This window comes from Phycisphaerales bacterium (genome assembly GCA_016699835.1).
GTDB lineage: Bacteria > Planctomycetota > Phycisphaerae > Phycisphaerales > UBA1924.
Map to the genome: position 1 here is coordinate 514,321 of CP064987.1, position 22,398 is coordinate 536,718.

Annotated in this window: 22 protein-coding genes; 11 read left to right on the forward strand and 11 right to left on the reverse strand. The window is 64.8% G+C overall.

The features are described 5' to 3' along the window. Positions 1 to 69 precede the first annotated feature (69 nt). The 3 genes from IPK69_02085 to IPK69_02095 are packed head-to-tail and all read right to left on the reverse strand — an operon-like array spanning position 70 to position 1,516. Entirely contained in the window at positions 70 to 351 is a 282-nt protein-coding gene (locus IPK69_02085) for a hypothetical protein (protein QQS09437.1), read from the reverse strand. Continuing rightward, a complete protein-coding gene (locus IPK69_02090) occupies positions 351 to 941 on the reverse strand; it encodes a hypothetical protein (protein ID QQS09438.1) in 591 nt (196 codons plus the stop codon). The genes IPK69_02085 and IPK69_02090 overlap by 1 nt, the downstream gene beginning before the upstream one ends. Beyond that, positions 938 to 1,516 carry a hypothetical protein gene (locus tag IPK69_02095; protein QQS09439.1) on the reverse strand — a complete coding sequence of 193 codons (579 nt, stop codon included), beginning with the start codon at positions 1,514 to 1,516 and terminating at the stop codon, positions 938 to 940. The genes IPK69_02090 and IPK69_02095 overlap by 4 nt, the downstream gene beginning before the upstream one ends. A gap of 374 nt (positions 1,517 to 1,890) precedes the next feature. On the opposite strand from IPK69_02095, the gene rpsB reads away from it, so the two are divergent. The 3 genes from rpsB to IPK69_02110 all read left to right on the forward strand — a co-directional run bounded on the left by rpsB (position 1,891) and on the right by IPK69_02110 (position 4,430). Further along, a complete protein-coding gene (gene rpsB / locus IPK69_02100) occupies positions 1,891 to 2,742 on the forward strand; it encodes a 30S ribosomal protein S2 (protein QQS09440.1) in 852 nt (283 codons plus the stop codon). A 104-nt stretch (positions 2,743 to 2,846) separates the two neighbouring features. After that, positions 2,847 to 3,665, forward strand: coding sequence for a translation elongation factor Ts (gene tsf / locus IPK69_02105; GenBank protein QQS09441.1), 819 nt, complete (start codon positions 2,847 to 2,849; stop codon positions 3,663 to 3,665). Between the two features lie 186 nt (positions 3,666 to 3,851). Further along, positions 3,852 to 4,430: a hypothetical protein gene (locus IPK69_02110; GenBank protein ID QQS09442.1), complete on the forward strand. Its 579-nt coding sequence runs from the start codon at positions 3,852 to 3,854 to the stop codon at positions 4,428 to 4,430. A gap of 27 nt (positions 4,431 to 4,457) precedes the next feature. On the opposite strand, the gene IPK69_02115 is transcribed toward IPK69_02110, so the two are convergent. Both IPK69_02115 and IPK69_02120 read right to left on the reverse strand, forming a co-directional pair. Continuing rightward, entirely contained in the window at positions 4,458 to 5,168 is a 711-nt protein-coding gene (locus tag IPK69_02115; protein ID QQS10394.1) for an aquaporin, read from the reverse strand. 194 nt (positions 5,169 to 5,362) lie between these two features. Continuing rightward, positions 5,363 to 5,602, reverse strand: a complete 240-nt coding sequence (locus IPK69_02120; protein ID QQS09443.1) for a thioredoxin family protein — start codon at positions 5,600 to 5,602, stop codon at positions 5,363 to 5,365. A 241-nt stretch (positions 5,603 to 5,843) separates the two neighbouring features. Between IPK69_02120 and IPK69_02125 the strand changes: the two genes are divergently transcribed. Further along, entirely contained in the window at positions 5,844 to 6,161 is a 318-nt protein-coding gene (locus IPK69_02125; protein ID QQS09444.1) for a helix-turn-helix transcriptional regulator, read from the forward strand. A 92-nt stretch (positions 6,162 to 6,253) separates the two neighbouring features. Here IPK69_02125 and IPK69_02130 read toward each other — a convergent pair whose 3' ends face one another. Then, positions 6,254 to 6,556, reverse strand: coding sequence for a hypothetical protein (locus IPK69_02130; protein ID QQS09445.1), 303 nt, complete (start codon positions 6,554 to 6,556; stop codon positions 6,254 to 6,256). Positions 6,557 to 6,772: 216 nt separating this feature from the next. On the opposite strand from IPK69_02130, the gene IPK69_02135 reads away from it, so the two are divergent. Next, a complete protein-coding gene (locus IPK69_02135; protein QQS09446.1) occupies positions 6,773 to 8,068 on the forward strand; it encodes an ABC transporter permease in 1,296 nt (431 codons plus the stop codon). Between the two features lie 7 nt (positions 8,069 to 8,075). Here IPK69_02135 and IPK69_02140 read toward each other — a convergent pair whose 3' ends face one another. The 5 genes from IPK69_02140 to IPK69_02160 form a co-directional block, all read right to left on the reverse strand. Beyond that, positions 8,076 to 9,806, reverse strand: coding sequence for a redoxin domain-containing protein (locus IPK69_02140; GenBank protein QQS09447.1), 1,731 nt, complete (start codon positions 9,804 to 9,806; stop codon positions 8,076 to 8,078). Between the two features lie 143 nt (positions 9,807 to 9,949). Beyond that, positions 9,950 to 11,311 carry an RluA family pseudouridine synthase gene (locus IPK69_02145; protein ID QQS09448.1) on the reverse strand — a complete coding sequence of 454 codons (1,362 nt, stop codon included), beginning with the start codon at positions 11,309 to 11,311 and terminating at the stop codon, positions 9,950 to 9,952. Positions 11,312 to 11,441: 130 nt separating this feature from the next. Continuing rightward, positions 11,442 to 12,272: a hypothetical protein gene (locus tag IPK69_02150; GenBank protein QQS09449.1), complete on the reverse strand. Its 831-nt coding sequence runs from the start codon at positions 12,270 to 12,272 to the stop codon at positions 11,442 to 11,444. A gap of 108 nt (positions 12,273 to 12,380) precedes the next feature. Next, positions 12,381 to 13,346: a 50S ribosome-binding GTPase gene (locus IPK69_02155; GenBank protein ID QQS09450.1), complete on the reverse strand. Its 966-nt coding sequence runs from the start codon at positions 13,344 to 13,346 to the stop codon at positions 12,381 to 12,383. After that, positions 13,343 to 14,146: a type III pantothenate kinase gene (locus IPK69_02160; protein ID QQS09451.1), complete on the reverse strand. Its 804-nt coding sequence runs from the start codon at positions 14,144 to 14,146 to the stop codon at positions 13,343 to 13,345. The genes IPK69_02155 and IPK69_02160 overlap by 4 nt, the downstream gene beginning before the upstream one ends. Before the next feature lie 153 nt (positions 14,147 to 14,299). Between IPK69_02160 and IPK69_02165 the strand changes: the two genes are divergently transcribed. The 6 genes from IPK69_02165 (at position 14,300) to iscU (ending at position 22,379) form a co-directional block, all read left to right on the forward strand. Beyond that, the gene (locus tag IPK69_02165) at positions 14,300 to 15,334 is read left to right on the forward strand and encodes a hypothetical protein (GenBank protein QQS09452.1); all 1,035 of its coding nucleotides are present in this window, start codon (positions 14,300 to 14,302) and stop codon (positions 15,332 to 15,334) included. Positions 15,335 to 15,878: 544 nt separating this feature from the next. Continuing rightward, positions 15,879 to 19,367, forward strand: coding sequence for a hypothetical protein (locus tag IPK69_02170; protein QQS09453.1), 3,489 nt, complete (start codon positions 15,879 to 15,881; stop codon positions 19,365 to 19,367). A gap of 335 nt (positions 19,368 to 19,702) precedes the next feature. Continuing rightward, on the forward strand, positions 19,703 to 20,059 hold the full coding sequence (locus tag IPK69_02175) for an STAS domain-containing protein (GenBank protein ID QQS09454.1): 357 nt from the start codon (positions 19,703 to 19,705) through the stop codon (positions 20,057 to 20,059). Between the two features lie 61 nt (positions 20,060 to 20,120). Then, complete coding sequence (locus IPK69_02180; protein ID QQS09455.1) at positions 20,121 to 20,582, forward strand: ATP-binding protein; 462 nt, start codon at positions 20,121 to 20,123, stop codon at positions 20,580 to 20,582. A 122-nt stretch (positions 20,583 to 20,704) separates the two neighbouring features. Continuing rightward, positions 20,705 to 21,937, forward strand: a complete 1,233-nt coding sequence (locus tag IPK69_02185; GenBank protein QQS10395.1) for an IscS subfamily cysteine desulfurase — start codon at positions 20,705 to 20,707, stop codon at positions 21,935 to 21,937. A gap of 10 nt (positions 21,938 to 21,947) precedes the next feature. After that, the gene (iscU, locus tag IPK69_02190; protein QQS09456.1) at positions 21,948 to 22,379 is read left to right on the forward strand and encodes a Fe-S cluster assembly scaffold IscU; all 432 of its coding nucleotides are present in this window, start codon (positions 21,948 to 21,950) and stop codon (positions 22,377 to 22,379) included. Positions 22,380 to 22,398: the final 19 nt, after the last annotated feature.

A 22,398-nucleotide genomic window follows, 5' to 3' on the forward strand; every position in this document is an offset into this window, starting at 1 on the left:
TACCGGCACTCGTGGCACAGGCGCCCCGTCTATGACTTCATCTTCGACTCGTTGATCTCGGCCACGCCCTCAATCCCGACCAAACGGCGAAGGCCCGAATCCTCTGCCCCGCGAACCTTCAGCCGCACGCGCCGCCTCCGCATCGATCTGAGCAGGCGCCAGCATCTCAACGCTCACCAGAGGCAACTGCGGCTGCTCAGGCTCACTCGACGCCAACGCCGACGCCGGCGACCAGAACTTCGACAACCCGCGCGACGCCCAGATCGCCGACGCCGGAATGAACAGCATCGCCAGCACGTACGCCATCCCCCGCGCCCGCTCCGACCGGACATACGCCATCACACGAAGCATCACGGCATCACCTCTCCCGTCGCGATTGCCCCCGCCGACAGCACCAGCCTGCGGATGCGAATCTCGCATCCCACCCACCCGGCCCGAGTCGCGTCCCCACTCTTCTCGACAGCCGTCATGCGGAACGACTCGACCGACACCGGATCCCACCCGCGCGAAACCGACGCAAGAAAGCCCGAAACCTTCGAGAAAGGCCCCTCGACGCGCGCCGAATACTCCCCAACACCCAACCGATCGATCGTGCGAACCTCGACACCCGCCCCCGTCGCCTTCGCCCTGATCGCCGAGGGCATGCTCTCCACGCTCGGCGCCAGCGAGAGCACGCCCGCCAGAGCCGCCCGCGTCGCCTCCAGGTGATCCGAATGCTCGTGCAAGGCCGCACGCGAGATCGCCCCGCGAGTCGCGTTGTGGACGAGCGACTGCTCGATCGCCACGCGATCACGAGCCGACGCCGCCTGCTCTTCCAATGGCCTCGCGATCAGGTTCCACAACACCCCAAGCAACGCCCCAGCGAGCGTCACGCGCACCACCACCGGCATCATCGCCGAGTTCAACGATCGAGGCTGCGTACTCAACCCGGCTCGCGTCATGACCCCTTCTCCGCCACACGGGTCACCATCGTTCTCGCCACGCCCTCGAGCACGAACGTGGTCGCCAGCAGACTCGTCTCACTCGCCGCCTTCCGCACCTCAACCTCACGCACCAACGCCGATCCTCGCATCGCCGCGGCAAACCGATCGATCATCTCGACGTGCACACCGTCGCGAACATGCCCCTCAATCCGAACCCGCATCACCCCGCCCCGCAACTCGCTCGTGATCGCCGTGATCACCAATCCCTCTGGCGTCGCGCGCGACACCTCCGCCATCACCGCCTCCCAGTCCACCCGCGTCGCGTCCAGCGACCGAAGATCCCGCACCGATCGCGCCAGCGCATTCGTCGGCTCGATCAGCGCCTGGTGCCGGTCCATCTGCTGCCGCGCATACTCAATCACACTCGGCGCAAACGCCCCGGCATCCTCAAGCCGCGACAACTCCCGACGGCTCGACACAATCCCCCACACCAAGACCCCGGCCCCCAACGCCATACCCGCCCGCCCGCCGAAACTGGCGGCCAGTCGAAGCGATCGCAACCGCCGACTCTGGCTGATCAACCCAATGCGCATGAACACTCACTCTGAAATACTACAAACGGATACCGTACCGATTTATCGGCGATCCAGCCCTCCCACTTTCCGGCGATCCCGCACCTTCCCACGCTCTGGGTGGCCCTGTGACGCCCAAACACGCCCGTCTTCGCTCGCCACGCTCAGGATCCCCCCTATACTCCCGAGTTCGGCATGATCGAGTGCCGACCTTGGCGGTACGCGTATTCGTTTGGTGGTGGACCGCCACAGGTCACTTGAAAGCAACCGCGGGGCCGACACATCGGACCCCGACTTTGAAGCGCCCTTGGGCGCGGCCGACGCGGGTCGGTGGCGATGTCGCCCCCTCCCACGCCTCGATCTCGGCCCGCCGGTGTCGCTGCAGGAGATTCGTCATGGCCAATCAACTCGTTCAAGATCTCATCGAGGCCGGCATCCACTTCGGCCAGCGCGCCAGCGGGTGGAACCCCAAGATGCAGCCGTACATCTACGGCAAGCGCAACGGGATCCACATCATCGACATCAAGGAGACCGTCAAGGGCCTCCTCCTCGCCAAGCGATTCATCGCCAAGACCGTCGCCGACGGCAAGGACGTCTGCTTCGTCGGCACCAAGCGCCAGGCCAAGAGCGTCCTTGAGGCCCGCGTCCCCGACGTCAAGATGCACTACGTCACCGAGCGCTGGCTCGGCGGCACGCTCACCAACTTCCGCACCATCCGCACCCGCCTCAAGCGCCTCGAGGAACTCGAGGGCATCGACGCCGGCGCCGACGGCTTCACCAAGTACTCCAAGAAGATGGAGAGCCAACTCAAGCGCGAGAAACGCAAGATCTCCCGCAACCTCGAGGGCATCCGCCACATGGAGAAACTCCCCGGCGTCCTCGTCGTCCTCGACGTCCGCAAGGAGCACACCGCCCTCAAGGAAGCCCGCAAACTCGGCATCCCCACGATCTGCCTCATCGACACCGACGGCGACCCCGACGCGGCCGACATCGCCATTCCCGGCAACGACGACAGCATGCGCTCCATTGACGTCGTCATCCGCGAACTCTGCCTCGCCATCAGCGAAGGCCGCCAGAATCGCGACATGACCAGGAACGCCGAGGCGGCCTCGGGCGAGTCGGCGGGCGACGCCGGCCAGCCCCGTCGCAGCCGCCGAGCCCAGTTCCGCGCCGCCGACGCCGAGGGCGAGTCCGCCGAGGGGTCCACCCCGGCCTCCCCGTCTCGCCCCGAAGCCTCCAAGGTCTAATGACCCAGGACGCCTCGCTACACAGACCGAATCGCACGATTGGCACACACTGAACACCGGCCCGGAGGTTCCCCTCCGCGCCGCGAGCCTTTGGAGCACGAGAGATGGCTGAGTTGAACGCGAAAGACGTGATGGCCCTCCGCAACAAGACGGGCCTCCCCATGATGGCCTGCAAGGCTGCCTTGCTGGAGACCAACGGCGACATCGAGAAGGCCGAGGATCTCCTCCGAAAGCAACTCAAGGGCAAGATGGAGACCAAAATGGACCGTGCAGCAGGCGAGGGTCGCATCGCGATCTCGCGCACCGACGAGGCCGCCACAATTGTTGAGGTCCGCGCCGAGACCGATTTCACCGCCAAGAACGAGAAGTTCGTCGCCGCGGCCCAGAAGTGCGCCGACCTCGCGATCAACGAGACCTCGGGCGAACTCAAGCCCTCCGCCGCCATGGCCGCCGCCATCGATGATCTCCGCATCTCGACCGGCGAGAACATCTCCATCGCTCGCGCCCACAAACTCACCCAGGATCCCGGCTCGGGCGCCTTCGGGTCCTACGTCCACCACGACGGCAAGACCGGCGTGCTCGTCCAGGCCGAGGGCTCCATCTCCGATGAGACTCTCCGCCAGATCTGCATGCACATCACCGCCGCCCACCCGCGTCCCCAGGGCGTCTCGGCCAACGACGTTCCCGCCCACATCGTCGAGAAGGAGCGCAAGTTCCGCATCGAACAGGCCATGGAATCCGGCAAGCCCAAGGAAATCGCCGAGAAGATGGTCGAGGGCGGCATGCGCAAGTTCTTCGAAGAGATCGCCCTCCTCGAGCAGCCCTTCGTCATGGACCCGACCAAGAAGATCAAGGACATCGTCGGGCCCAAGGCCAGCATCGTCGGCTTCCTCCGCTGGCAGGTCGGCGAGGGCACGAACTAACGAGTTCTACCCCATCTCGTGGGGCAGGCGGCCCGCCTGTCCCTACTCTCTTCTCCTCTCAATCACACACTTTCAAGCCACTCCACGAACGCCCGGACCACCACATCCGGGCGTGTTTGCATGCGCACTCGAGTTCTCGGTAGACTAACCGTCTATACCGCCTGCGAACACACAAGGAGCCCCGACATGGTGAACCTCATGGAACTCTGGCTGCCCATCCTCGTCAGCACCGTCATCTGCTTCATCGCCAGTGCCATCATCTGGATGGCCCTTCCCATCCACAAGCACGACTACAAAGACCCCGGCGACAAGGAAGGCCCCATCCTCGACCTCCTCCGCACGAGCAAACTCGATCCCGGCGTCTACTACGTCCCGTGGTGCGGCGGCAAGGACTGGAAAGATCCCGCCAACCAGGCCAAACTCAAGGCCGGACCCTGGGCCATGCTCACCGTGCAAGCCGGCCAACCCAACATGGGCAAGAACCTCGGCCTCTGGTTCATCCACCTGCTCATCGTCGGCATCCTCGTCGCCTATGTCACGTCCCACGCCGGTCTCGTCAGCGGCTCGGATTACCTCAAGGTCTTCCGCGTCGCAGGAACCGCGGCTCTCCTTGCCCACGCCGGCGGCGCCCTGCCCGCCTGCATCTGGATGGGCGCCCCATGGTCCCATCTCCCCGGAAAACTCATCGATGGCGTCGTCTACGCCCTCCTTACCGCCGGCGCCTTCGGCTGGCTCTGGCCCCACGCCCAAGTCGCCGCAAACTGAGTCACGCACTGCGCTCAAAATAAACAACTACGCGTGTGCTTCGCTCGCCGGCTCGATCACGCGCCACACACCAACCGCCCCGATCGCCCCCGCCACCGGCGCGACGACGTACATCCACAAATGCTCCAGGTGCCCGCTCACCACCGCTGGCCCGATCGACCGCGCCGGGTTCATCGACGCCCCGCAGATCGGCCCGGCAAAGAGCGCTTCCAGCCCCACCGTCGCCCCCACCGCAATAGCCACGTTCAAAAGCGGCCCGCCACGCGAGCCTGACCCCAAAATCACCAGCATCAGAAAGAACGTGAGGACTCCCTCAAGCACCAGGCTGACCCACGCCTCGCCGCTGGGGAGCGTCGCGCCGAGATGTGACGCCTCGAGAAGCGTCGGGTCATGACCCACAAGCACACGCAACAGGGCGCTCGCCGCCAATGCCCCGGCGATCTGCACAATCACATACGCCCCGGCCAGTCGCACGCCGATCTCACGCCGCATCACAAACGCGATCGTCACCGCCGGATTGATGTGCGCCCCCGACACCCGCCCCAGCGCGAGGATCATCGCCAGCACCACCAGCCCAAAGACCATCGCCACGCCCACGTGCGTGATCGCCCCCCCATGCCCCCCATTTGACGCCGCGTCGAACACGATCGCCCCCGTCCCCGCGAAGACAAGGCAGAACGTCCCCAGCCCTTCGGCCAGCAACTTCGATCCTACAGAATGATGCGGCAAGCCCGACATGGGGCGGTAGAGTACACGCGTCACTCGCGCAAAGCCTCTACCCACGACCTCTCTTCGATTCCCCAACCATCACCACATGAGCACCTGCTTCCGTGCATGCGGTAGTGCCATGAATAGCCACCCAGACGTACAGACCCGCCTGGGTGGTTGCGTGGGACCATTGGACGCATCCAACACGGCCGACTCACACGCGACTACTTCTCAAGGTCGCTCAGATTCGCACCAAAGTTGATGTGGTACGCCTGCCCATCGATCACCAGCGCGGGAACAGATTTCACGCCCGCCCGACGAGCCGTGGCGATCCGGTCCATGGCCTTTCCAAGGTGAACGATCTCGACGTCAAACCGTCCCTTGTCCAGCGCCGCAGCGACCGACTGCTCCGCGCTGACGCACACCGGACATCCCGCATGATAAAACGTGGCCTTGCTCTTCATCGTGTACACTCCTTACGCATGGGCTCGGACGCACCGTGCTTCCACCCACGTCCTCAAATTACTCGCAGGACACGGGCAATCAACCGGGCACCACTTTGTGCCCTACGTACATTCTGGTTGCATCTGCAATGAAATCAGCCAAGAAAAAAATATCGCCTCGGCGCCGCGATCGACCCCGAGTGCCGGCCCCCTGCGACCCCATATTGACAGGGCGAACACCCAGTCTCCTGACGTGGCCTCGATGATCGAGTCGATTGTCGGGTGCAAGTGGTCCCTCCACGTGCTGGCCCAAATCCGATGCGGAGTCAATCGACCAGGCGCGCTCGCCCGTTCGGCAGATGGTCTCACGACAAAGGTCCTGAACGAACGTTTGAACAAAATGCTCCGGTTTGGCATCCTCGCGCGCCACGCCTATCCCGAGGTCCCGCCACGCGTCGAGTACTCACTCACACCCTTCGGCGAGCGATTCGCCGAGATCCTCGATGCGGTTGAGCGTCTCAAACACGACGCGGCCAGAGGACACATCGAGACCAACTCGACAGAGGTCGTCGATCGTTGACCACTCAACCACTCGAATCTCGATCAGGTCCCGACCAGGCCGCAACTCGTGCTATGGTCCCACACGTGCTTGAACCGTGACCCAGAGTGGCGCTACGGCTCGATCATCGCCGGCAGATCCCGGTCGATATCCCGGCACCACCGCCGAGCCGTCGCCGCGTCGAACTTCTGCGGGAGCGTGCACTCGTGCTCCAGCACAAACCGGACCACGGCCTCGATCACCCGTGATGGCGCGATCCTGCCCGACGTCCAGTACTCGTGATCGACCCAACTCATCGACGCCTCGTGCTGCGTCGCCGCCCCGTCCTCGAAGTGCACCTCGAGCCGATACACCCACCCGCGCGGCGTGTCGCATTCGTCGAGGATCTCGATCCGTTGCACTCTCGCCAAGGGCATGGGTCACAACTCCAGTTCACGCGCACTCGCCGGGGGCACTCAACCCTCTCGGCCCGGCCGACACACATCGGCCGCTCCAATCACTCGGGCATATCGACCTACGCTCTTCACCAGACTTCGAAACTTCGTGTACTCGGACGCTCGCGGGCATTCCCGGGCGCCCCTCCGACCGACATTCGCTGAACCATGTTCATCCTCGAGACGATACGACTGGGTTTGGCCAATCTCAGGCTCCACCTCCTGAGATCCATCCTCACCGCGCTCGGCATCATCCTCGGCGTCGCCGCCGTCATCATCATGAGCAGCCTCGGCGAAGGCTCCAAACGCGAGGCCCTCAGCCAACTCGAACGCCTCGGAGCCCGCAACATCATCGTCCGCTCCCAAAGGCCCCCCGAGAGCCAGAGCCAGGGCCAGCAGCAGCGAAGTTTCGTCAGCCGCTTCGGCATCACCCGCGCCACCTTCGACGTCCTCGCCGAAAACTTCAAGGACGCCGAGGCCATCGTCCCCCTCAAGGAAGTCGGCAGCCAGGTCATCCGTGACGACAAGCGAAAAACCAGCCAGGCCTTCGGCACCACCCCCGAGTTCCTCACCGTTGCCAACCTCCACCTCGCCAAAGGCCGCTACCTGAACCAGAGCGACCTCGACCAGAAAGAGGCCGTCGCCGTCCTCGGCGCCAATGTCGCCCGAGAGTTCTTCCCCCTCGAGAACCCCCTCGAAAAGACCATCCGCATCGACGACCGCGCCTTCCGAGTCGTCGGCGTCCTCGGCGAGATCGGCCTCGCCGCAGGCCGGGGCGCCTCCCTTGTCGGACGAGACCTCAACCTCGACGTCCACATCCCTATCACCACCGCCCGCGCCGCCTTTGGCGACACCGTCAGCCGCGGCGGCTCGGGAAGTTTCGAGAACACCGAGACCGAGGTCGCCGAGGTCTACATCGCCAGCCCCACACGCGAGCGCGTCATGCCCGACGCCCAGCGCGTCCGACGCATCCTCGACGTCCGCCATGCCGCCACACGCGACGTCATCGTCCACGTCCCCTACGAACTCCTCGAGAATGCCAAGAAGACCGCCATGACCTTCAACCTCGTCTTCGGCGCCATTGCCGGAATCTCCCTCCTCGTCGGCGGCATCGGCATCATGAACATCATGCTCGCCAGCGTCACCGAACGCACACGCGAGATCGGCATCCGCCGAGCCATCGGCGCCACCCGCGATCAAATCCTCTGGCAGTTCCTCGTCGAGACCGGCGTCCTCACCGCCATGGGCGGCGTCGTCGGAGTCCTCCTCGGCGTCGGCGGCAGCCTCTTCGTGCGATGGGCCGTCAAAAGACTCCCCACTGCCCCCGTCATCGGCACCCTCTTCCCCCGCGACCTCAACCTCCCCACCAGCATCACCCCGGGCTCCATCGTCCTCGCCTTCGCCGTCGCCACACTCACGGGCCTCATCTTCGGCATGTATCCCGCCAAGCGCGCCGCCGCTCAGGACCCCATCGTCGCCCTCCGCCACGATTAGGCACAACTCACTTCTTCAGTCTGATCACCCGCCACGCCTTCGTCTCAAGATTCACCTCGATGATTCGCTGATTGTTCGTGTCCGCGACATACGCCACTGCGGCCTCCCCCTCCTTCACGCCACCAATCACGCACACGCCCCCCGGCTCATCCAGATACAAATCCTTCATCTCCCCGATCGCCCCATCGGCGCGCTTTCCCATCCCCACAAACGCCCGCGACGAACGCGCCCCGGCGTCCACAATCTTCAGCCGATGGTTGTACGTGTCCGCCACCAGCAACTTCCCGGCCTCGCCCGGAATCACGCTCACCCCAAGGCAATGCTGCAGCCGCGCCTCCGGATACGTCCCATCCACATCGCCAAACTCGAACAACCCGCGCCCGATGATCGTCCGCACCGTCCCCTTCGCCAGATCCATCGCCCGGATCGCCGACGTCTCCGAGTCCGCGAAGTACAGCGTCCCGCCATCACCCGACAACGACAACCCCGAGGGCTGCGCGAGCGCCGCCTCCCTCGCTGAACCATCAATGATCGACTCCCGCCCCGACCCCGCGAGCGCCCTCGCCTCGCCCGACGCCACATCCACGCTCCACAACTGGTGCGTCCCCGCCATCGCGACATACAGCGTCTTCACGTCCGCCGAGAGCGCCACATCCCACGGCGAAGCCAGCGACTGCACAACCCCAGCACGCCCACCACGACGGTCATACCCCTGCTTCCCCGTCCCCACCAGCGTCCCCACGCGCCATGTCGTCGTGTCGATCGTCCGAATTGCGTGATTCTCCCGATCCGCGACATACAGAATCCGCGTCCCATCAAACGCCAGCCCCTGCGGATCATGGAACACGGCCTCATCCGCCGCCCCATCCACCAGCGTCCGCTCCGGCGACACAGACCACCCCTTCCCGATCACCCGCTCAACCTTCGCCACGCCATCCTCACCAGGCAGCCGCGCCGCGATCACTCGATTCCCCGTCGAATCGCTCACAAACAACCATCCTCCATCGCCCCGCGTCGCGAGCACCTTCCCAGGGAAACTAAGCGAGACCACGTCCTCGGCCTTCGTCCCAGCCTTCGAACTCGATTCCGTTCCCGCCTTCGGGTCGCGCCACGCCTTCGCCGCCAGCGTCCCTTCCTTCTTCCCCTTCTCCAGGAGCGCCCCCACCAACTGATCGAGCAACTCCCGATTCCCCTCCCCCGACTCGCTCCCCACCACGAACCCGCGCGAATCCACCACCACGAAACTCGGCCACGCTCGCACGCCATACTTCGTCCAGATCCCCATCCCGTCATCGATCACCACCGGATGATGGATCGAGTACCGCTTCACCGCCCGCTCCACGCTCGCCCGCTGCCCCTCGTTGTCAAACTTCGCGCTGTGCACGCCAACCACCACCACCGGCTGGTCCTTGTACTTCTCCTCGATGAACTCCAGATCCGGTAGGATGTGCATGCAGTTGATGCAGCAGTACGTCCAGAAATCCAGGATCACCACGTGCCCCTTGAGTTCATCGCTGAACCGCAACGGCACACTCGTGTTCACCCAGCCCAGATTCGGCGAGAGTTCCGGCGCCATCTCATCCTCTCCATTCAATTCCAACTCCATCCCGCCACGATCGATCGACGCCACGGCACGCGACAGCGACCCCTTCTCCCCAGCGATCGAAGCGAAGTATGCCGTCCCCGCGACCATCGCCCCAAGAAGCAGCGCCATCACGAATCCACCTGCCTTGCTCATAACCCGCTCCTTGCGCTCTACCCACCCTCGTGGGGCAGGCGGCCCGCCTGCCTCTACATCTTCTACAACTCCCCCACACCCGAGGTCATATTCGATCTCTTCAGTCACGCTTCGATGCCCCACCACCCCATCGGTCTCACTCCTCATCGGCCATCCGAACCCGAGCCCGAAACCTCCGGATCCTCCCCAATCACCCGCTCCACATCAATGGTCGCTCCCTGCGACGCAACCCTGACACCACCCCCGGACAATCGCCGCAGCGTGTGCACCAGGCGCGCCATGTCCCCGCGAAACGGCGCCTCAAACCGCATCGCCGCCCCACTCACCGGATGCTGAAACGCCAGCATGCACGCGTGCAGCGCCTGCCGATTCATCAAACCCTCCACGCTCTTCGGCGGCGCCGACGCCTCAGGCCCCATCCCGTTCGCGTTCCAACCCACCAGCACCTCATCCCCTCGCTCGCCACGCAGCCCCAGCGCCCGCCCGCCATACATGTCGTCCCCCACGATCGCCCACCCCTCGTGCGACAGGTGCACCCGAATCTGGTGCGTCCGCCCCGTTCGCAACTCCAACTCCACCAACGTGTACTCCGCCGTCGCCAGCCCTTCGATCCTGGGAACCGTGTACCGCTCACGCACCCGCGCCACCGTCGTCGATGGCTTCCCCAACTCGTCGTGCCGAACGACATACTTCTCCCGATACCCCTTCTCTTTCGAAGGATGAGGCCCGATCGGCAACTCGATCACATCCACATCCGGCTCCACACGACCATGCACCAGCGCCAGGTACCGCTTGTCCACGCGCCGATGCTCGAACTGGTGCCCCAGTTTCCAGTGCGCCTCGTCCTGCTTCGCAAAGACGATCACCCCCGTCGTGTGCCGATCCAATCGATGCACGACACCGGGCCTCGCGATGTCCTTCCCCACGCTCGACAGCGCCCCGCCGCGCCCCGAACCGTGCATCAGGTGGTACGCCAGCGCGCTCAGCATCGTCCCACGCAGATGGCTCCGCGCTGGATGCACGATGATGTCCGCCTGCTTGTTCACCACGATCAACGCGTCGTCCTCATACAGCACATCCAGCGGGATCGCCTCCGGAACAATGTTCCGCTCCGGCGGCGGCGGCACTACCACCTCCACCACATCACCCGCGTGCAACACCGTCGACGCCTTCGGCACCTTCTCGTTCACCAGCACCCCGCCCTCGTCGATCAGCCGCTGCAAACGGCTCCGCGACATAAACGTGATGCGATCCGTCAGATACTTGTCCAGCCGCTTCTTCAGATCACGCCGGATCTCAAAGACGACACGCCGGATCTCGCTGTCGTCCTCGCCCCCCTCGCCACCCTCGCCACCGCCCTCTTCGCCAGTCTCGGCACGCGAAGACTGCTCCTCCAGCGCCCGCCGGATCGCCTCGGGGTCCACCTTCCCGCCACGCATGATGTACGAAGCCCCCGCCCCGACACGCACACGCTCATCGCCGTCCTGAGAAACAGAGTCCGGCATCCCATCCTCGACTGAATCTCATGGGACAGAGAGGGGGGAGGGGGAGGCCCACCTGCCCCTTCTCTTTCCTACATGCCCTCGTGGCACAGGCGTCCCGCCTGTGTCCTACTCCTCATCACCCACACACACCCTATGGCGTCCCTTGAGGCGCCGGCTCCGGCGCGGGCCCGCCGGGAGTCGCCGTAGGCGTCGGCATCGGCCCAACAGGCGACACCGCTCCCGCACCAGGCTGCAAATCCAGCACCGCCCCCGTCTCCTTCTTCGGCAAGTCCGACTCTTTCAGCAACGCCGGCGACTGAATCACGCTGTCGATGCTCGACTCCCGAGACTCCGCCAAAGCCACCGCATACTCGAACCCCGAAGATTTCGCCAGCGCCTTCGCCCGCTCATACTCGCTCTTCGCCTGATCCGCAGACCCCCGGCACTCCGCCAACGCCGCCAGCCCGAAGATCGCGCGAAGCCGCAACAGTTCGCGCCCCTTCACGCCGCTCAGTTCCTTGTCAACTTTCGAGTACGACCGTTCGATCTGCGTCAGCAGCCCCTCGCGATCCTCCGGCGTGAGAACCATGCTCGGGTCCTTGAGCGTCCCATCGACATCGGTCTCCGCCCCAGGCTGGATACCACGCACCAGAGCCTGCAGCCGTGTGTCCGCCGCAGTCAACTCCGCGAGATTCGCCACCGCGCTGTCGCCCTCAAACTCCCGCGCGATCGCCTGCAATGACTCCGGGCTGGGCGACCCGCTCTCGGTCGCGAGCGTCAACTCCGAGAATCCACGATCCAGTTCCGCTTCCTTGTGCTCGCGATACTTCCGCAACCCCACAAACCCCAGCGCGATCACCGCAAGCACCAGCAGCACAGGCGTGCTGTACTTCTGCAGGAAGTCAATGAACTCCTGATTAAGCCGAGACTCCTCGAGCCCGGCTCCTTCCTTGATCTGCGCGTGCCGTTTGTCCATCGCCATGTCGGCCCCATCCTTCAATCTTGAAACTGCGTCACCAGGTTCCCCCACGCCGAAACCGCCGCGGGAACCACAAGTCTAGACCCCACCCGGCGTGCCCCCACACTCCGCTTAAGTCTCCCCCTCGTCCCAGAACTTCCACGCCCGATCCGACTCCAACTCCACCTTGGGCACCAATCGCTCCCGAATCAACGCCGAGAGCCGATCACAGCCCGCGCCCGTCCTCCCCGAAACCGCAAGATCGTGTTCAAACGCCGCACTTCCCGCGTCCGCGCGCAATGCCAGCGTCATGATCTCGCCCGCCGTCTCGACCGCCACAGGCCGCGCCGTCGAATCGCCGCACGACAAAACCAAATCCGCCTCACGCACCAGATCCAACGCCCGCGCGCGCGCCTCACGCTCCCCCGCATCGCCATGCTCGCGGATCCCCGCCGTATCCACCATCCGCACAACCACACCATCGCACTCGACCATCACCCCCACATGATCGAGCGTCGTCCCAGGCTCGTCCGCCACCACCGAAACCGCCCGGCGTGCCATCGCGTTGAGCAGCGTCGACTTCCCGATATTCGCCGCCCCCACGATCGCCACCAGCGCCGGATCCATCAATCGCCCAAGCACGCGCGCGCGTCGACGATCATCCTCCGTCCACACCCCATGTTCCACGTGAAACATCTCATGCCGCCGCGGCTGCTCCAACAGCAAATCAATCCCCAACGGACTCGCGCACCGCGCGAGCGCGTCGAGCATGCGCGCTTCCAACGCCGTGCTCGCTTCGGGATACAACTCGCACGCGTCGGCGGTTCCACGTGGAACGCCCGCGCGTTCGAGGGCGGCGGCGAGGGCGGCGATCACGGCGATCCCGCCGTGGGGCATGATCTGCGCGCACGTCTCGGCGAGTCGGGCCACCAGGGCCGTGTCCACACCAACGATCGATCGCAGCGCGATGTGACCTACCGGAACGTCGCGAACGCCGAGCGCACGCAGGACGGTTTCGACATCGCCTTGGATCTGCACGATCGCCACCGCACCCGCGGCGTGGGACGGCGTCAGCAGCCGCCAGGTGGCGTCGATCACAAGTCGTCCTCGTCGTCGGCGTCGTCGAGGGCGAGTTGGCAGGATCGCGCGATGCCGACGAGTTGGAGGTCGGGGTCGAGGCGATCGATGATGGGGTCGCCGTCGAAGAGGGCGACGGCATCGCCGCCGGTCGCGAGGACGGGCGGGTAGGCGCCATAGGCCTCGGCGTATTGGTCAACGAGATATCGCGCGAGCCCGCGGACGCTGGCGGCGACACCGAGTTGCATGGCGTGGGCGGTGTCCTTGCCGAAGACGCCGCGTTCGGGGTTCTGCGGCGCGAACTCGAGTTTCGGGAGCGCGCTCGTCTGCTCGTGGAGGGCGCGGAGCATCATGCGGACGCCGGGCGCGATGGCGCCGCCCTGGAAGACGCCCTCGCCATCGACGAAGTCGACGGTGACGGCGGTGCCGGCATCGATGACGACGCACGCCGAGGAGACGCGTGTGAACGCGCCGAGGGCGGCGAGGAGCCGGTCCTGGCCGACGGTCGAATCATCGTCGAGGGCGTTGGGAATGGCGATGGGCAGATCGATGCCGAGGCGGTAGACCTCGACGCCGAGTGAGGCGCGGAGTTCGGTGACGAGTGCGTCGGCAACCTTGTGATTCACGCTCGCCAGGGCGACGACGGCATCCGGTTCGTTCGACGACCACTCGGCGGCGCGGGCGACGATGGACTTGATGTCGGCGTTGTCGAAGGACTCGGCGGATTCGACGCTGGCGCCGCGGAGCAGGCCGAGGCGGGTGCGTGAGTTGCCCACGTGGATGGCGAGCACGGCGGAGAGGTCATCGGGCGTGTCGGTCATGGTCGAGCGTACGGCAGTTGGTTCCTTTGGAGTTTGGACAGGAGGTTGGAGTATGGGAAGGAGGCACAGGGGGGCGCCTGCGCCACGAGTAGGGGCAGTCAGTGAACTGATTCATGGTCGCGTCGCGAAGGTGGCGTGCCGTAGAGTTGGTTTATGGCGACCTGCAAGGCCGATCCGTCGATCGAGCGTGTGGTGGTGGACTCGTTCACGTTTCCGCTGGGGGTGTATCCGGTGGAGACGATGACGCCGTCGCCTGGGTACACGGTGGAGTTTGAGCCGGCGGATGGCGACGACGAGGAGGGTGACTGGGAGGAGTGGCCGGATCGGTATGTGTACGACATCGTGATCTCGGCGCATCGGCTCGAGGCGCTCTGCCATCGTTTGTTCTCGCTGCTGCCGGGGCGGATCTATCCGATCCTCGACGTGCTGGGACATGACGCGTATCGCGAGATCGATCCGTATATCTCGTACGACCTCATCGGGCTGGATCGATTTCTCGACACGCTGCGGCGGTACCACGACTTTTTCTTTGAGGACGGGCTGTGCGGCTTTGGTGCGATGAGCGAGCAGCCGTTTGTCTATCTGTTTGTCGATGAGCACAAGATCATCACGGTGCGTGTTGAGCCGTCCATGAAGGAGCGGCTGGATCGATTGCTCGAGACGTTTGATCTGGAGCCCGCGAGCGGCGACGTGATCCCGGCGGGGGCGGACTCGGCATCGCACGAGCATCGGTCGGTGCTGCTCGCGCCCCCGGACAAGCCCGACATGCTCTCCACGGATGAGATCGTGGAGCGTTTGCGCGACGACTGGGAGTTGCTGCTGAACGTGGACCCCGAGGAGAACGTGGACGAGCAGGGGCGGGAGTTGGGCGTGACGAGTTGGCGGGTGATCGCGCGGTGCGAGGTGGATATTTCGGCGGAGCCGTTGCGATATGCCGAGGTGCTGCTCTATGCCGGTTCGTTGCGGCGGGCGGAGGAGATCGCGGCGGATGCGGTCCTGGAGTTGGCCCCCAAGCCGGTGGACTATGACATCGCGACGGCGGACCGGATCGGGGTGGAGACGCTCCGCGAGGCGATGGGTGAGGCCGGGGCGGCCCTTGAGGATGAGGGCGCGATCCACGAGGAGGGGGTGATCGTGGCGCGGTGGATCGACGACACGCCACAGCTCTCGGATCGCATCGATCTGTGAATGCAGAACTTGCGCGAACTCATCGGGCTTGTCGGTTGTGATACCGTCCAAAGCCCTGCCGAGGATGGCATGGATGAGTTTGCTGTTGGGTTGGTCGTGTTTGCGTGCGGCGAGAATGGGCAGTATCTTGTGGAGGTGCCGGAACCGGAACGGGTTGGATGCGGATCCGATTCACGTTCCGGAACGCCGCCCGCTCGTGCACGCGCACGGGACACTTGGGATGGCGTCGGGTGGACCGGGTGTTCGCTGGCGGCTCCTACGGGGCATGACCGGGCGAGAAACCACGATCCCTCGCGGCAGGCACTCGGCACCATGCCAATACTTTGGCCTTGGTGCCGGTGGCACGCGTCGTTGAGTCGGGATGGGTCGGCCTTGGAACCGGTCGCGAATCGCGGACGGGGCTTCGGACGACGCCAGGCATGGCGCAACGCGAGCGGCACATGAGTCGGGTCGCACACGCGTGCGACCACGACGCCAAACTTGAGGTACGACAATCGATCGGGCAGGAAGCCCGTGCAGTCACGAAGTGGATTTGGAGAGAACCATGAACGTTCGCAACTCGCAGTCGGTCCGCACCCTCCTCGCTGCCGCCGGTCTTTTGGTGAGCGCCCACGCGATAGCGTTCGCGGAGACGGCTCCTCTGGAGGCAGCCCCCACGACGGATTCGGTGAAGGACGCGAGCATGTCGCTCGACCAGGCGAAGGACCATGAGGCGAACGGGCGGCTCTTTGAGGCCCGCGAGATCCTTATCTCGCTGACGACCGACCGCGGGATGCTGGGGCTGACCGACACGCAGCGTGTCGAGGCGTCGGACCTGCTGGCGTCGACGAACCGGAAGATCAAGTCGCTGGCCCCCACGGATCGCAGTGTGCTCACGGCCGAGTTCTCGCTGCACGCGGGCGACCTGGTGGGCGCGGAGCGTCATGCCGACGCGGTGGTGAAGGACCCGCAGGCGAGCAACGGGATGGCGATGCGGGCGAGGAAGATTTTGGAGACGATCGGCGAACGCCGCGCGGAGATCTCGGGGACGGCTCCTGCGATGCTGGACCGGGCGACGGCCGCCCTCGACTCGGGCGATACGGGAACCTGCAAGACGCTGGTCGAGACGCTGTCCAAGTCGGGCGTGACGCTCGACGGTGCGAACGCGGATCGGTTGTCGCGGTTGCAGTTGGCGATGTTTGACCTGCACAACGCGTCGGCGCCATCGGCGGGGTTGCTGCAGCCTGGCGTGGTCCGGCCTCGGAATCCTCGCGAGAACCCGCCCGAGCCCACTCCCGAACCCACGCCGGAGCCGACTCCGGAGCCAACGCCGGCGCCGGCCCCGGAGCCTGTGGTGGTGACGCCAGCGCCCGAGCCTGTGGTGGTGACTCCTGCCCCCGAGCCGACGCCCGCTCCGGCCCCGGTGCCGACGGTGGACCCGGTCGAGCAGGCGATGCGGATGTCGATGCAGCAGTTGCTGGCCGAGGCGGATCAGGCGTTCAACGCGGGGCGGTATAGCGATGCCGTGTCGAAGTATCAGCAGGTTCGTTCGACAGGCTCGCAGTATCTGAGCGGCGACCAGATCCAGATGGTTGATTCGCGGATGGCCGAGGCGCGGGCGCGGCTGAACACGAATGTCGGCACGCAGAACATCCTGGATCAATCGATCCAGACGCAGCAGGCCATCTTGCAGAACGCCCGCGCCGAGTTCTCGAACTACATGGAGCAGTCTCGGGCAGCACTGGCGTCAGGGGATTATGAGGCCGCCCGGAACATGGCGGCGAGCGCACTGCTCCGCCTGGGGCAGGCGAAGAACTTTCTCTCGGCGGGGGAGTATGAGTCGCTCCTGCAGCAGCAGAAGGATCTGCTCGCGCAGATCGGAATCGAGGCGGATCGTGCTCGGGCTGCGGAGACCGTGAAGAACGCCCAAGAACTCGAGATTGCACGCCGCACCGCGGAGGCGACGCTGGAGCAGACCAAGCGTCAGCGGATCGACGAATCGATCAAGCGGATCCGGGCGTTGCAGGTTGAGCAGAACTATGGCGACGCGCTGCAGCAGGTGGACGCGCTCCTTCTGATCGACCCTCGCAACCCGACGGGTTTGCTGCTGCGTGATGTGTTGACCGACATGCTGGCGTATCAGCGGGACTCGTTCGCTCGTGACCAGATCCAGAAGAGCGTGGCGAACCACTCGGCGGAGACGGTCGAGGCGACGATTTTGCCGCGTGGGATCATCAACTACCCGCCGGATTGGCCGAATATCAGCCGTATCCGCGGGACGCCTCTCGCGTTCGCGGACACGGAGGAGAATCGGCGGACGCTGGCGTCCCTGGGCAAGAGTGCGCCGGCGAAGTTCGAGGACAACTCGCTGGGCGACGTGATCGCGTACATTGGGTCGATCAGCAACACGCAGATCGACCCGGACTGGGCGTCGCTCGAGGCCGAGGGGATCGACAAGGACACGCCCGTCACGCTGAACCTGACGAACGTGTCGATCCGGACGATTCTGGATCGCGTGTCGGAGAAGGTGAGCATCGATCCGTACGACACGTCCACGGGGGCGAGTTGGACGATCAGCGACGGCGTGGTGCTCTTTGGCTCGAAGAAGCAGATCAACCGGAACAAGGCGCTGGTGATCTATGACATCAAGGACCTGTTGATCGAGGTGCCGAACTACACGAACGCGCCGGAGTTTGACCTGAACACGGTGCTGCAAGGCTCGGGCGGGCGCGGCGCGTCGCAGGCTCGGTCGCCGTTCCGTGACACGGGCGGAGCCGGGCAGAACGACGAGGATCGCCCGACAATCGAGGAGCGGACGGACGATCTGATCCGGATCATCACGGCCCACGTGGACCCCAACGGGTGGTCGAACAACGGCGGCGACATTGGGTCGATCGACAAGTTCCAGGGGAACCTGATCGTCAACAACACGCCGCGGAACCACCGCGAGATCCACGGGCTGCTCTCGAAGTTGCGTGAGTTCCGCGCGATGCAGATCAACGTTGAGGCGCGATTCCTGCTCGTGTCGACGGGGTTCTTCGAGGAGGTCGGCGTCGATATCGATGTGTACTTCAACGCGAAGAACAACCAGGTTCGGACGGCCCGGGCGACGGACCGGAACATTCAGGCGAGCGACTTCTTTGACTTCCAGCGCGGCGGGCTGCGTCGTGTGCTCGATTCGGAGCAGTATGCGCCAGATGGGAGCATCACGCCCGCCACGGGCACAGATCCGACGGCGAACAACGCGCTCCAGAATGTGTCGAATCCCTCGCCGATGTCGGTCGTGGGCGCCGGGCAGGGCTCATTGAGCCTGGCGGAGCAGTTGATCCAGGGTGGGTTTGCCGGGCTGGTCGGGCCCGAGGCCCCGGCGCTGGGCATTGCCGGGCAGTTCCTGGACGACATCCAGGTGGACTTCCTGATCAAGGCGACACAGGCCGATCGGCGGACGGTGACGCTGACGGCTCCTCGACTGACGTTCACGAACGGGCAGACGTCGAACCTGATCGTGGCGACGCAGCGGGCGTTCGTGTCGGACCTCCAGCCGGTGACGGCCGAGGGCGCGGTCGGGTTCGATCCGACGGTGGGCGTCGTGAACGAGGGCGTCGTGCTCATCGTGAACGGGACGATCTCAGCGGATCGTCGGTATGTCACGCTCGACGTCTCGACGAGCATCTCGAAGATCGACGGGTTTGCGCAGCAGGAAGTGAACGCGACGGCGGGGAACCGGATCGTCGGCTCGGGCGATGTTGCCGGGTCGTTCATCCAGTTGCCGACGGTGACGGTGACGCGTGTGAGCACGACGGTGACCGTGCCCGATCAGGGGACGATCCTGCTCGGCGGGCAGCGCCTGGTGACGGACTCGGAGGTCGAGACGGGCGTGCCCGTGCTCTCGAAACTCCCGATCCTGAACCGGCTCTTCTCGAACCGGATCTCGTCTCGTGAAGAGCAGACGCTGCTCATCCTGATCAAGCCGACGGTCCTCATCCAGAACGAGCAGGAAGAAGGCTCGTTCCCGGGGATTGGCGAGAGCATTCGGGCCGGGTTCGGCGGGTAAGGCGTCGGCCTGACGAGGGGCCACATCCCATGAATCGCTTCCGCCCCGCCCTCATCGGCGGGGCGTTTTCTTTGGCTGGGGCCTCGAGGACGTGAACGTATCGGCGTGCCCTGACGTGTTGGATCCGTCACAGATCGGACGTTCCACTTCGTATTCCCGGCTTCTCGTCGAAGGGGGGGAGAAATCGTGCCGACATTGTCGAGGCGCGGGCCGCGCATGGGCCTATGGATGGGCTGACTGGCGGTGGGCCGCGCTACACTCTTCCCCTTGCGGGCGGTCGTCCGAGAACCACCGGTCCTTGCCCGTTTTGCTCACGTCTTCCACGGAGGTCCAGCATGACCCAGGAATCCCGGCTTCGCGTCAAGCGTCAGAACGACATCACGGTCGTCGAGTTTGTCGACCGCAACATTCTCGACGAGGCGAACATCCAGGCGATCGGCGACGAGATCGCGACGCTGATCGATGCCGAGGCGACGCCGAAGATGCTGATCAGTTTCTCGAACGTCGACCACCTGTCGTCGGCGGCGCTTGGCACGCTCATCACGATCAACAACCGCGTCCGGCACAAGAACGGGCAGTTGCGTCTCTCGAACATTGACCCGCAGATCTACGAGGTATTCGTGATCACGCGGCTGAACAAACTGTTCCAGATCTTCGAGACGTCTGACGAAGCGATCAAGAGTTTCGCGTGAGTTCCAGGGCGTGAGGCCGGGCACGAGCCGGCTGGATTCCGGTTGATCGCACGATGACGAGATGAGTGGAGCCCGATTGAGTTCTCCCGCGCCCACACACGGTTCCGCGACGCATGCGCCCTCGCGCGGGACGATCGTGGTCCGCGAGGGGAAGGCGGGGATAGAGCCGGCCCTCGTTCGGCTCGTGGTGGCAATCGAGGAGCACGCCTATCCCAAGGCCGGGGTCTTCGCGATGAGGCTGGCCTTGCACGAGGCGATCACCAACGCGATCGTGCACGGACACAAGGGGATGCCCGAGACGACGCCCGTGTTGATTGAATATGAGGTGACGGCGTCCCACGCGACGTTCACGGTGGTCGACCAGGGACCGGGCTTCGACCCCGAGGCGATCCCCGACCCGACGCTCGACGAGAACCTCGAGAACACGTCGGGGCGGGGTTTGATGCTCATCCGGGCGTATATGGCCGAGGTCTCGCACAATGCCGCGGGGAACCGGCTGACGATGCGATTCGTCCGGAAATAAGGGCGATCGAGGGTGATTCGCGACTGATTCTGCGAAACCTTTGGCTGCTAGAATGATTCTAAAGATCAACTGGGACGACTGGCGGAGGCCCGCCGGGGGATTCCGTGGAGACTCGAATGGCTCTGAAACTACCCATCTACATGGACCATGCTGCGACGACGCCGTGCGACCCTCGCGTGGTGGAGGCGATGCTGCCGTATTTCACGAAGGTGTTCGGGAATCCGGGGAGCCGGAACCATCGGTTCGGGTGGGAGGCGGAGGCGGCGGTGGACAACGCTCGCGAGCAGGTCGCGGCGCTGATCGGGGCGAACGACAAGGAGATCATTTTCACGTCGGGCGCGACGGAGAGCAACAACCTGGCGATCAAGGGCGCGGCATACATGTATGAGAGGGCCGGCGCGGGATCCTCGAAGCGTGGGCACATCATCACGAGCATCATCGAGCACAAGGCGGTCCTTGATCCGGCGAAGCGACTCCTTAAGGAAGGGTTCGATGTGACCTTCCTGGAGCCGCCGGCGGACGGGATCATCACGGCGGCGATGGTGAAGGAGGCGATGCGCGAGGACACGATTCTCGTGAGCCTGATGTGGGCGAACAACGAGATCGGGACGATCAGCGAGATCCGCGAGATCGGCGCGCTCTGCCACGAGCGAGAGATCGTGTTCCACACGGACGCGACGCAGTGGGTCGGGAAGATGCCGACGGACGTCGAGAAGGACAACGTCGACCTGATGTCGTTCAGCGGGCACAAGATCTATGGGCCCAAGGGCGTGGGCGGGTTGTACGTGCGTCGGCGCCGGCCTCGGATCCGGCTGCAGTCGCTCGTCGATGGCGGCGGGCAGGAGCGCGGGTTCCGTTCGGGGACTTTGAACGTGACTGGGATTGTGGGCCTCGGGAAGGCGGCGGAGATTGCGAAGGCCGAGATGCACGCGGACGGCGAGAGGCTGTTCAAACTCCGGACGAAGATCGAAGCGGAGTTGACGAAGCGTTTGGACAGTTGCGCGGTGAACGGGCACAAGGACAAGCGTCTGCCCCACCTGACGAACATCTCGTTCGGGTTTGTGGAGGGGGAGAGCCTGATGATGGCGGTGAAGGAGATCGCGTGCTCGAGCGGGAGCGCCTGCACGAGCGCGAGCCTGGAGCCGAGTTACGTGCTCAAGGGGTTGGGCGTCGGGGACGAACTGGCGCACAGTTCGCTGCGGCTGAGCCTTGGGAAGGGGACGACGGCGGAAGAGGTGGACTATGCGATCGAGAAGATCGCGGAGAATGTGAAGAAGTTGCGATCGCTCAGCCCTCTCTATGACATGCACAATGAGGGTATCGATCTGTCGAAAGTCGAATGGGCGCACCACTAGGAGGATTCGAATGGCCTATGGACCGAAAATCATCGATCACTACGAGCACCCGCGGAACGTGGGGAACTTTGGCACGCAGGCCGAGGTGAAGTCGCGCAAGGACGTCGGCGTCGGGCTTGTCGGCGCGCCCGAGTGCGGCGACGTGATGCAACTCCAGATCAAGGTGGACCAGGAGACGGGCCTCATCGAGGACGCGAAGTTCAAGTGCTTCGGGTGCGGCTCGGCGATCGCGTCATCGTCGCTCGCGACGGAGTGGCTGAAGGGCAAATCGCTCGACGAGGGCCTGGCGATCAAGAACACGCAGATCGTGGAGGAGTTGAGCCTCCCGCCGGTGAAGATCCACTGCTCGGTGCTGGCGGAGGACGCCATCCGGGCGGCGATCGCGGATTACAAAGCGAAGAATGGCGTGAAGGCCGCACAGAGCGCGCACGCCGGAGCGTAGTTGAATGAGCATGGCGCGA

Coding starts and splice junctions, on each gene's coding strand:
- IPK69_02090 (QQS09438.1), bottom strand. CDS start 941: ATGACGCGAGCCGGGTTGAGTACGCAGCCTCGATCGTTGAACTCGGCG.
- IPK69_02110 (QQS09442.1), top strand. CDS start 3,852: ATGGTGAACCTCATGGAACTCTGGCTGCCCATCCTCGTCAGCACCGTC.
- tsf (QQS09441.1), top strand. CDS start 2,847: ATGGCTGAGTTGAACGCGAAAGACGTGATGGCCCTCCGCAACAAGACG.
- IPK69_02085 (QQS09437.1), bottom strand. CDS start 351: ATGCTTCGTGTGATGGCGTATGTCCGGTCGGAGCGGGCGCGGGGGATG.
- rpsB (QQS09440.1), top strand. CDS start 1,891: ATGGCCAATCAACTCGTTCAAGATCTCATCGAGGCCGGCATCCACTTC.
- IPK69_02125 (QQS09444.1), top strand. CDS start 5,844: ATGATCGAGTCGATTGTCGGGTGCAAGTGGTCCCTCCACGTGCTGGCC.
- IPK69_02150 (QQS09449.1), bottom strand. CDS start 12,272: ATGGCGATGGACAAACGGCACGCGCAGATCAAGGAAGGAGCCGGGCTC.
- IPK69_02180 (QQS09455.1), top strand. CDS start 20,121: ATGAGTGGAGCCCGATTGAGTTCTCCCGCGCCCACACACGGTTCCGCG.
- IPK69_02115 (QQS10394.1), bottom strand. CDS start 5,168: ATGTCGGGCTTGCCGCATCATTCTGTAGGATCGAAGTTGCTGGCCGAA.
- IPK69_02140 (QQS09447.1), bottom strand. CDS start 9,806: ATGAGCAAGGCAGGTGGATTCGTGATGGCGCTGCTTCTTGGGGCGATG.
- IPK69_02095 (QQS09439.1), bottom strand. CDS start 1,516: ATGCGCATTGGGTTGATCAGCCAGAGTCGGCGGTTGCGATCGCTTCGA.
- IPK69_02165 (QQS09452.1), top strand. CDS start 14,300: ATGGCGACCTGCAAGGCCGATCCGTCGATCGAGCGTGTGGTGGTGGAC.
- IPK69_02170 (QQS09453.1), top strand. CDS start 15,879: ATGAACGTTCGCAACTCGCAGTCGGTCCGCACCCTCCTCGCTGCCGCC.
- IPK69_02130 (QQS09445.1), bottom strand. CDS start 6,556: ATGCCCTTGGCGAGAGTGCAACGGATCGAGATCCTCGACGAATGCGAC.
- IPK69_02160 (QQS09451.1), bottom strand. CDS start 14,146: ATGACCGACACGCCCGATGACCTCTCCGCCGTGCTCGCCATCCACGTG.
- IPK69_02175 (QQS09454.1), top strand. CDS start 19,703: ATGACCCAGGAATCCCGGCTTCGCGTCAAGCGTCAGAACGACATCACG.
- iscU (QQS09456.1), top strand. CDS start 21,948: ATGGCCTATGGACCGAAAATCATCGATCACTACGAGCACCCGCGGAAC.
- IPK69_02120 (QQS09443.1), bottom strand. CDS start 5,602: ATGAAGAGCAAGGCCACGTTTTATCATGCGGGATGTCCGGTGTGCGTC.
- IPK69_02145 (QQS09448.1), bottom strand. CDS start 11,311: ATGCCGGACTCTGTTTCTCAGGACGGCGATGAGCGTGTGCGTGTCGGG.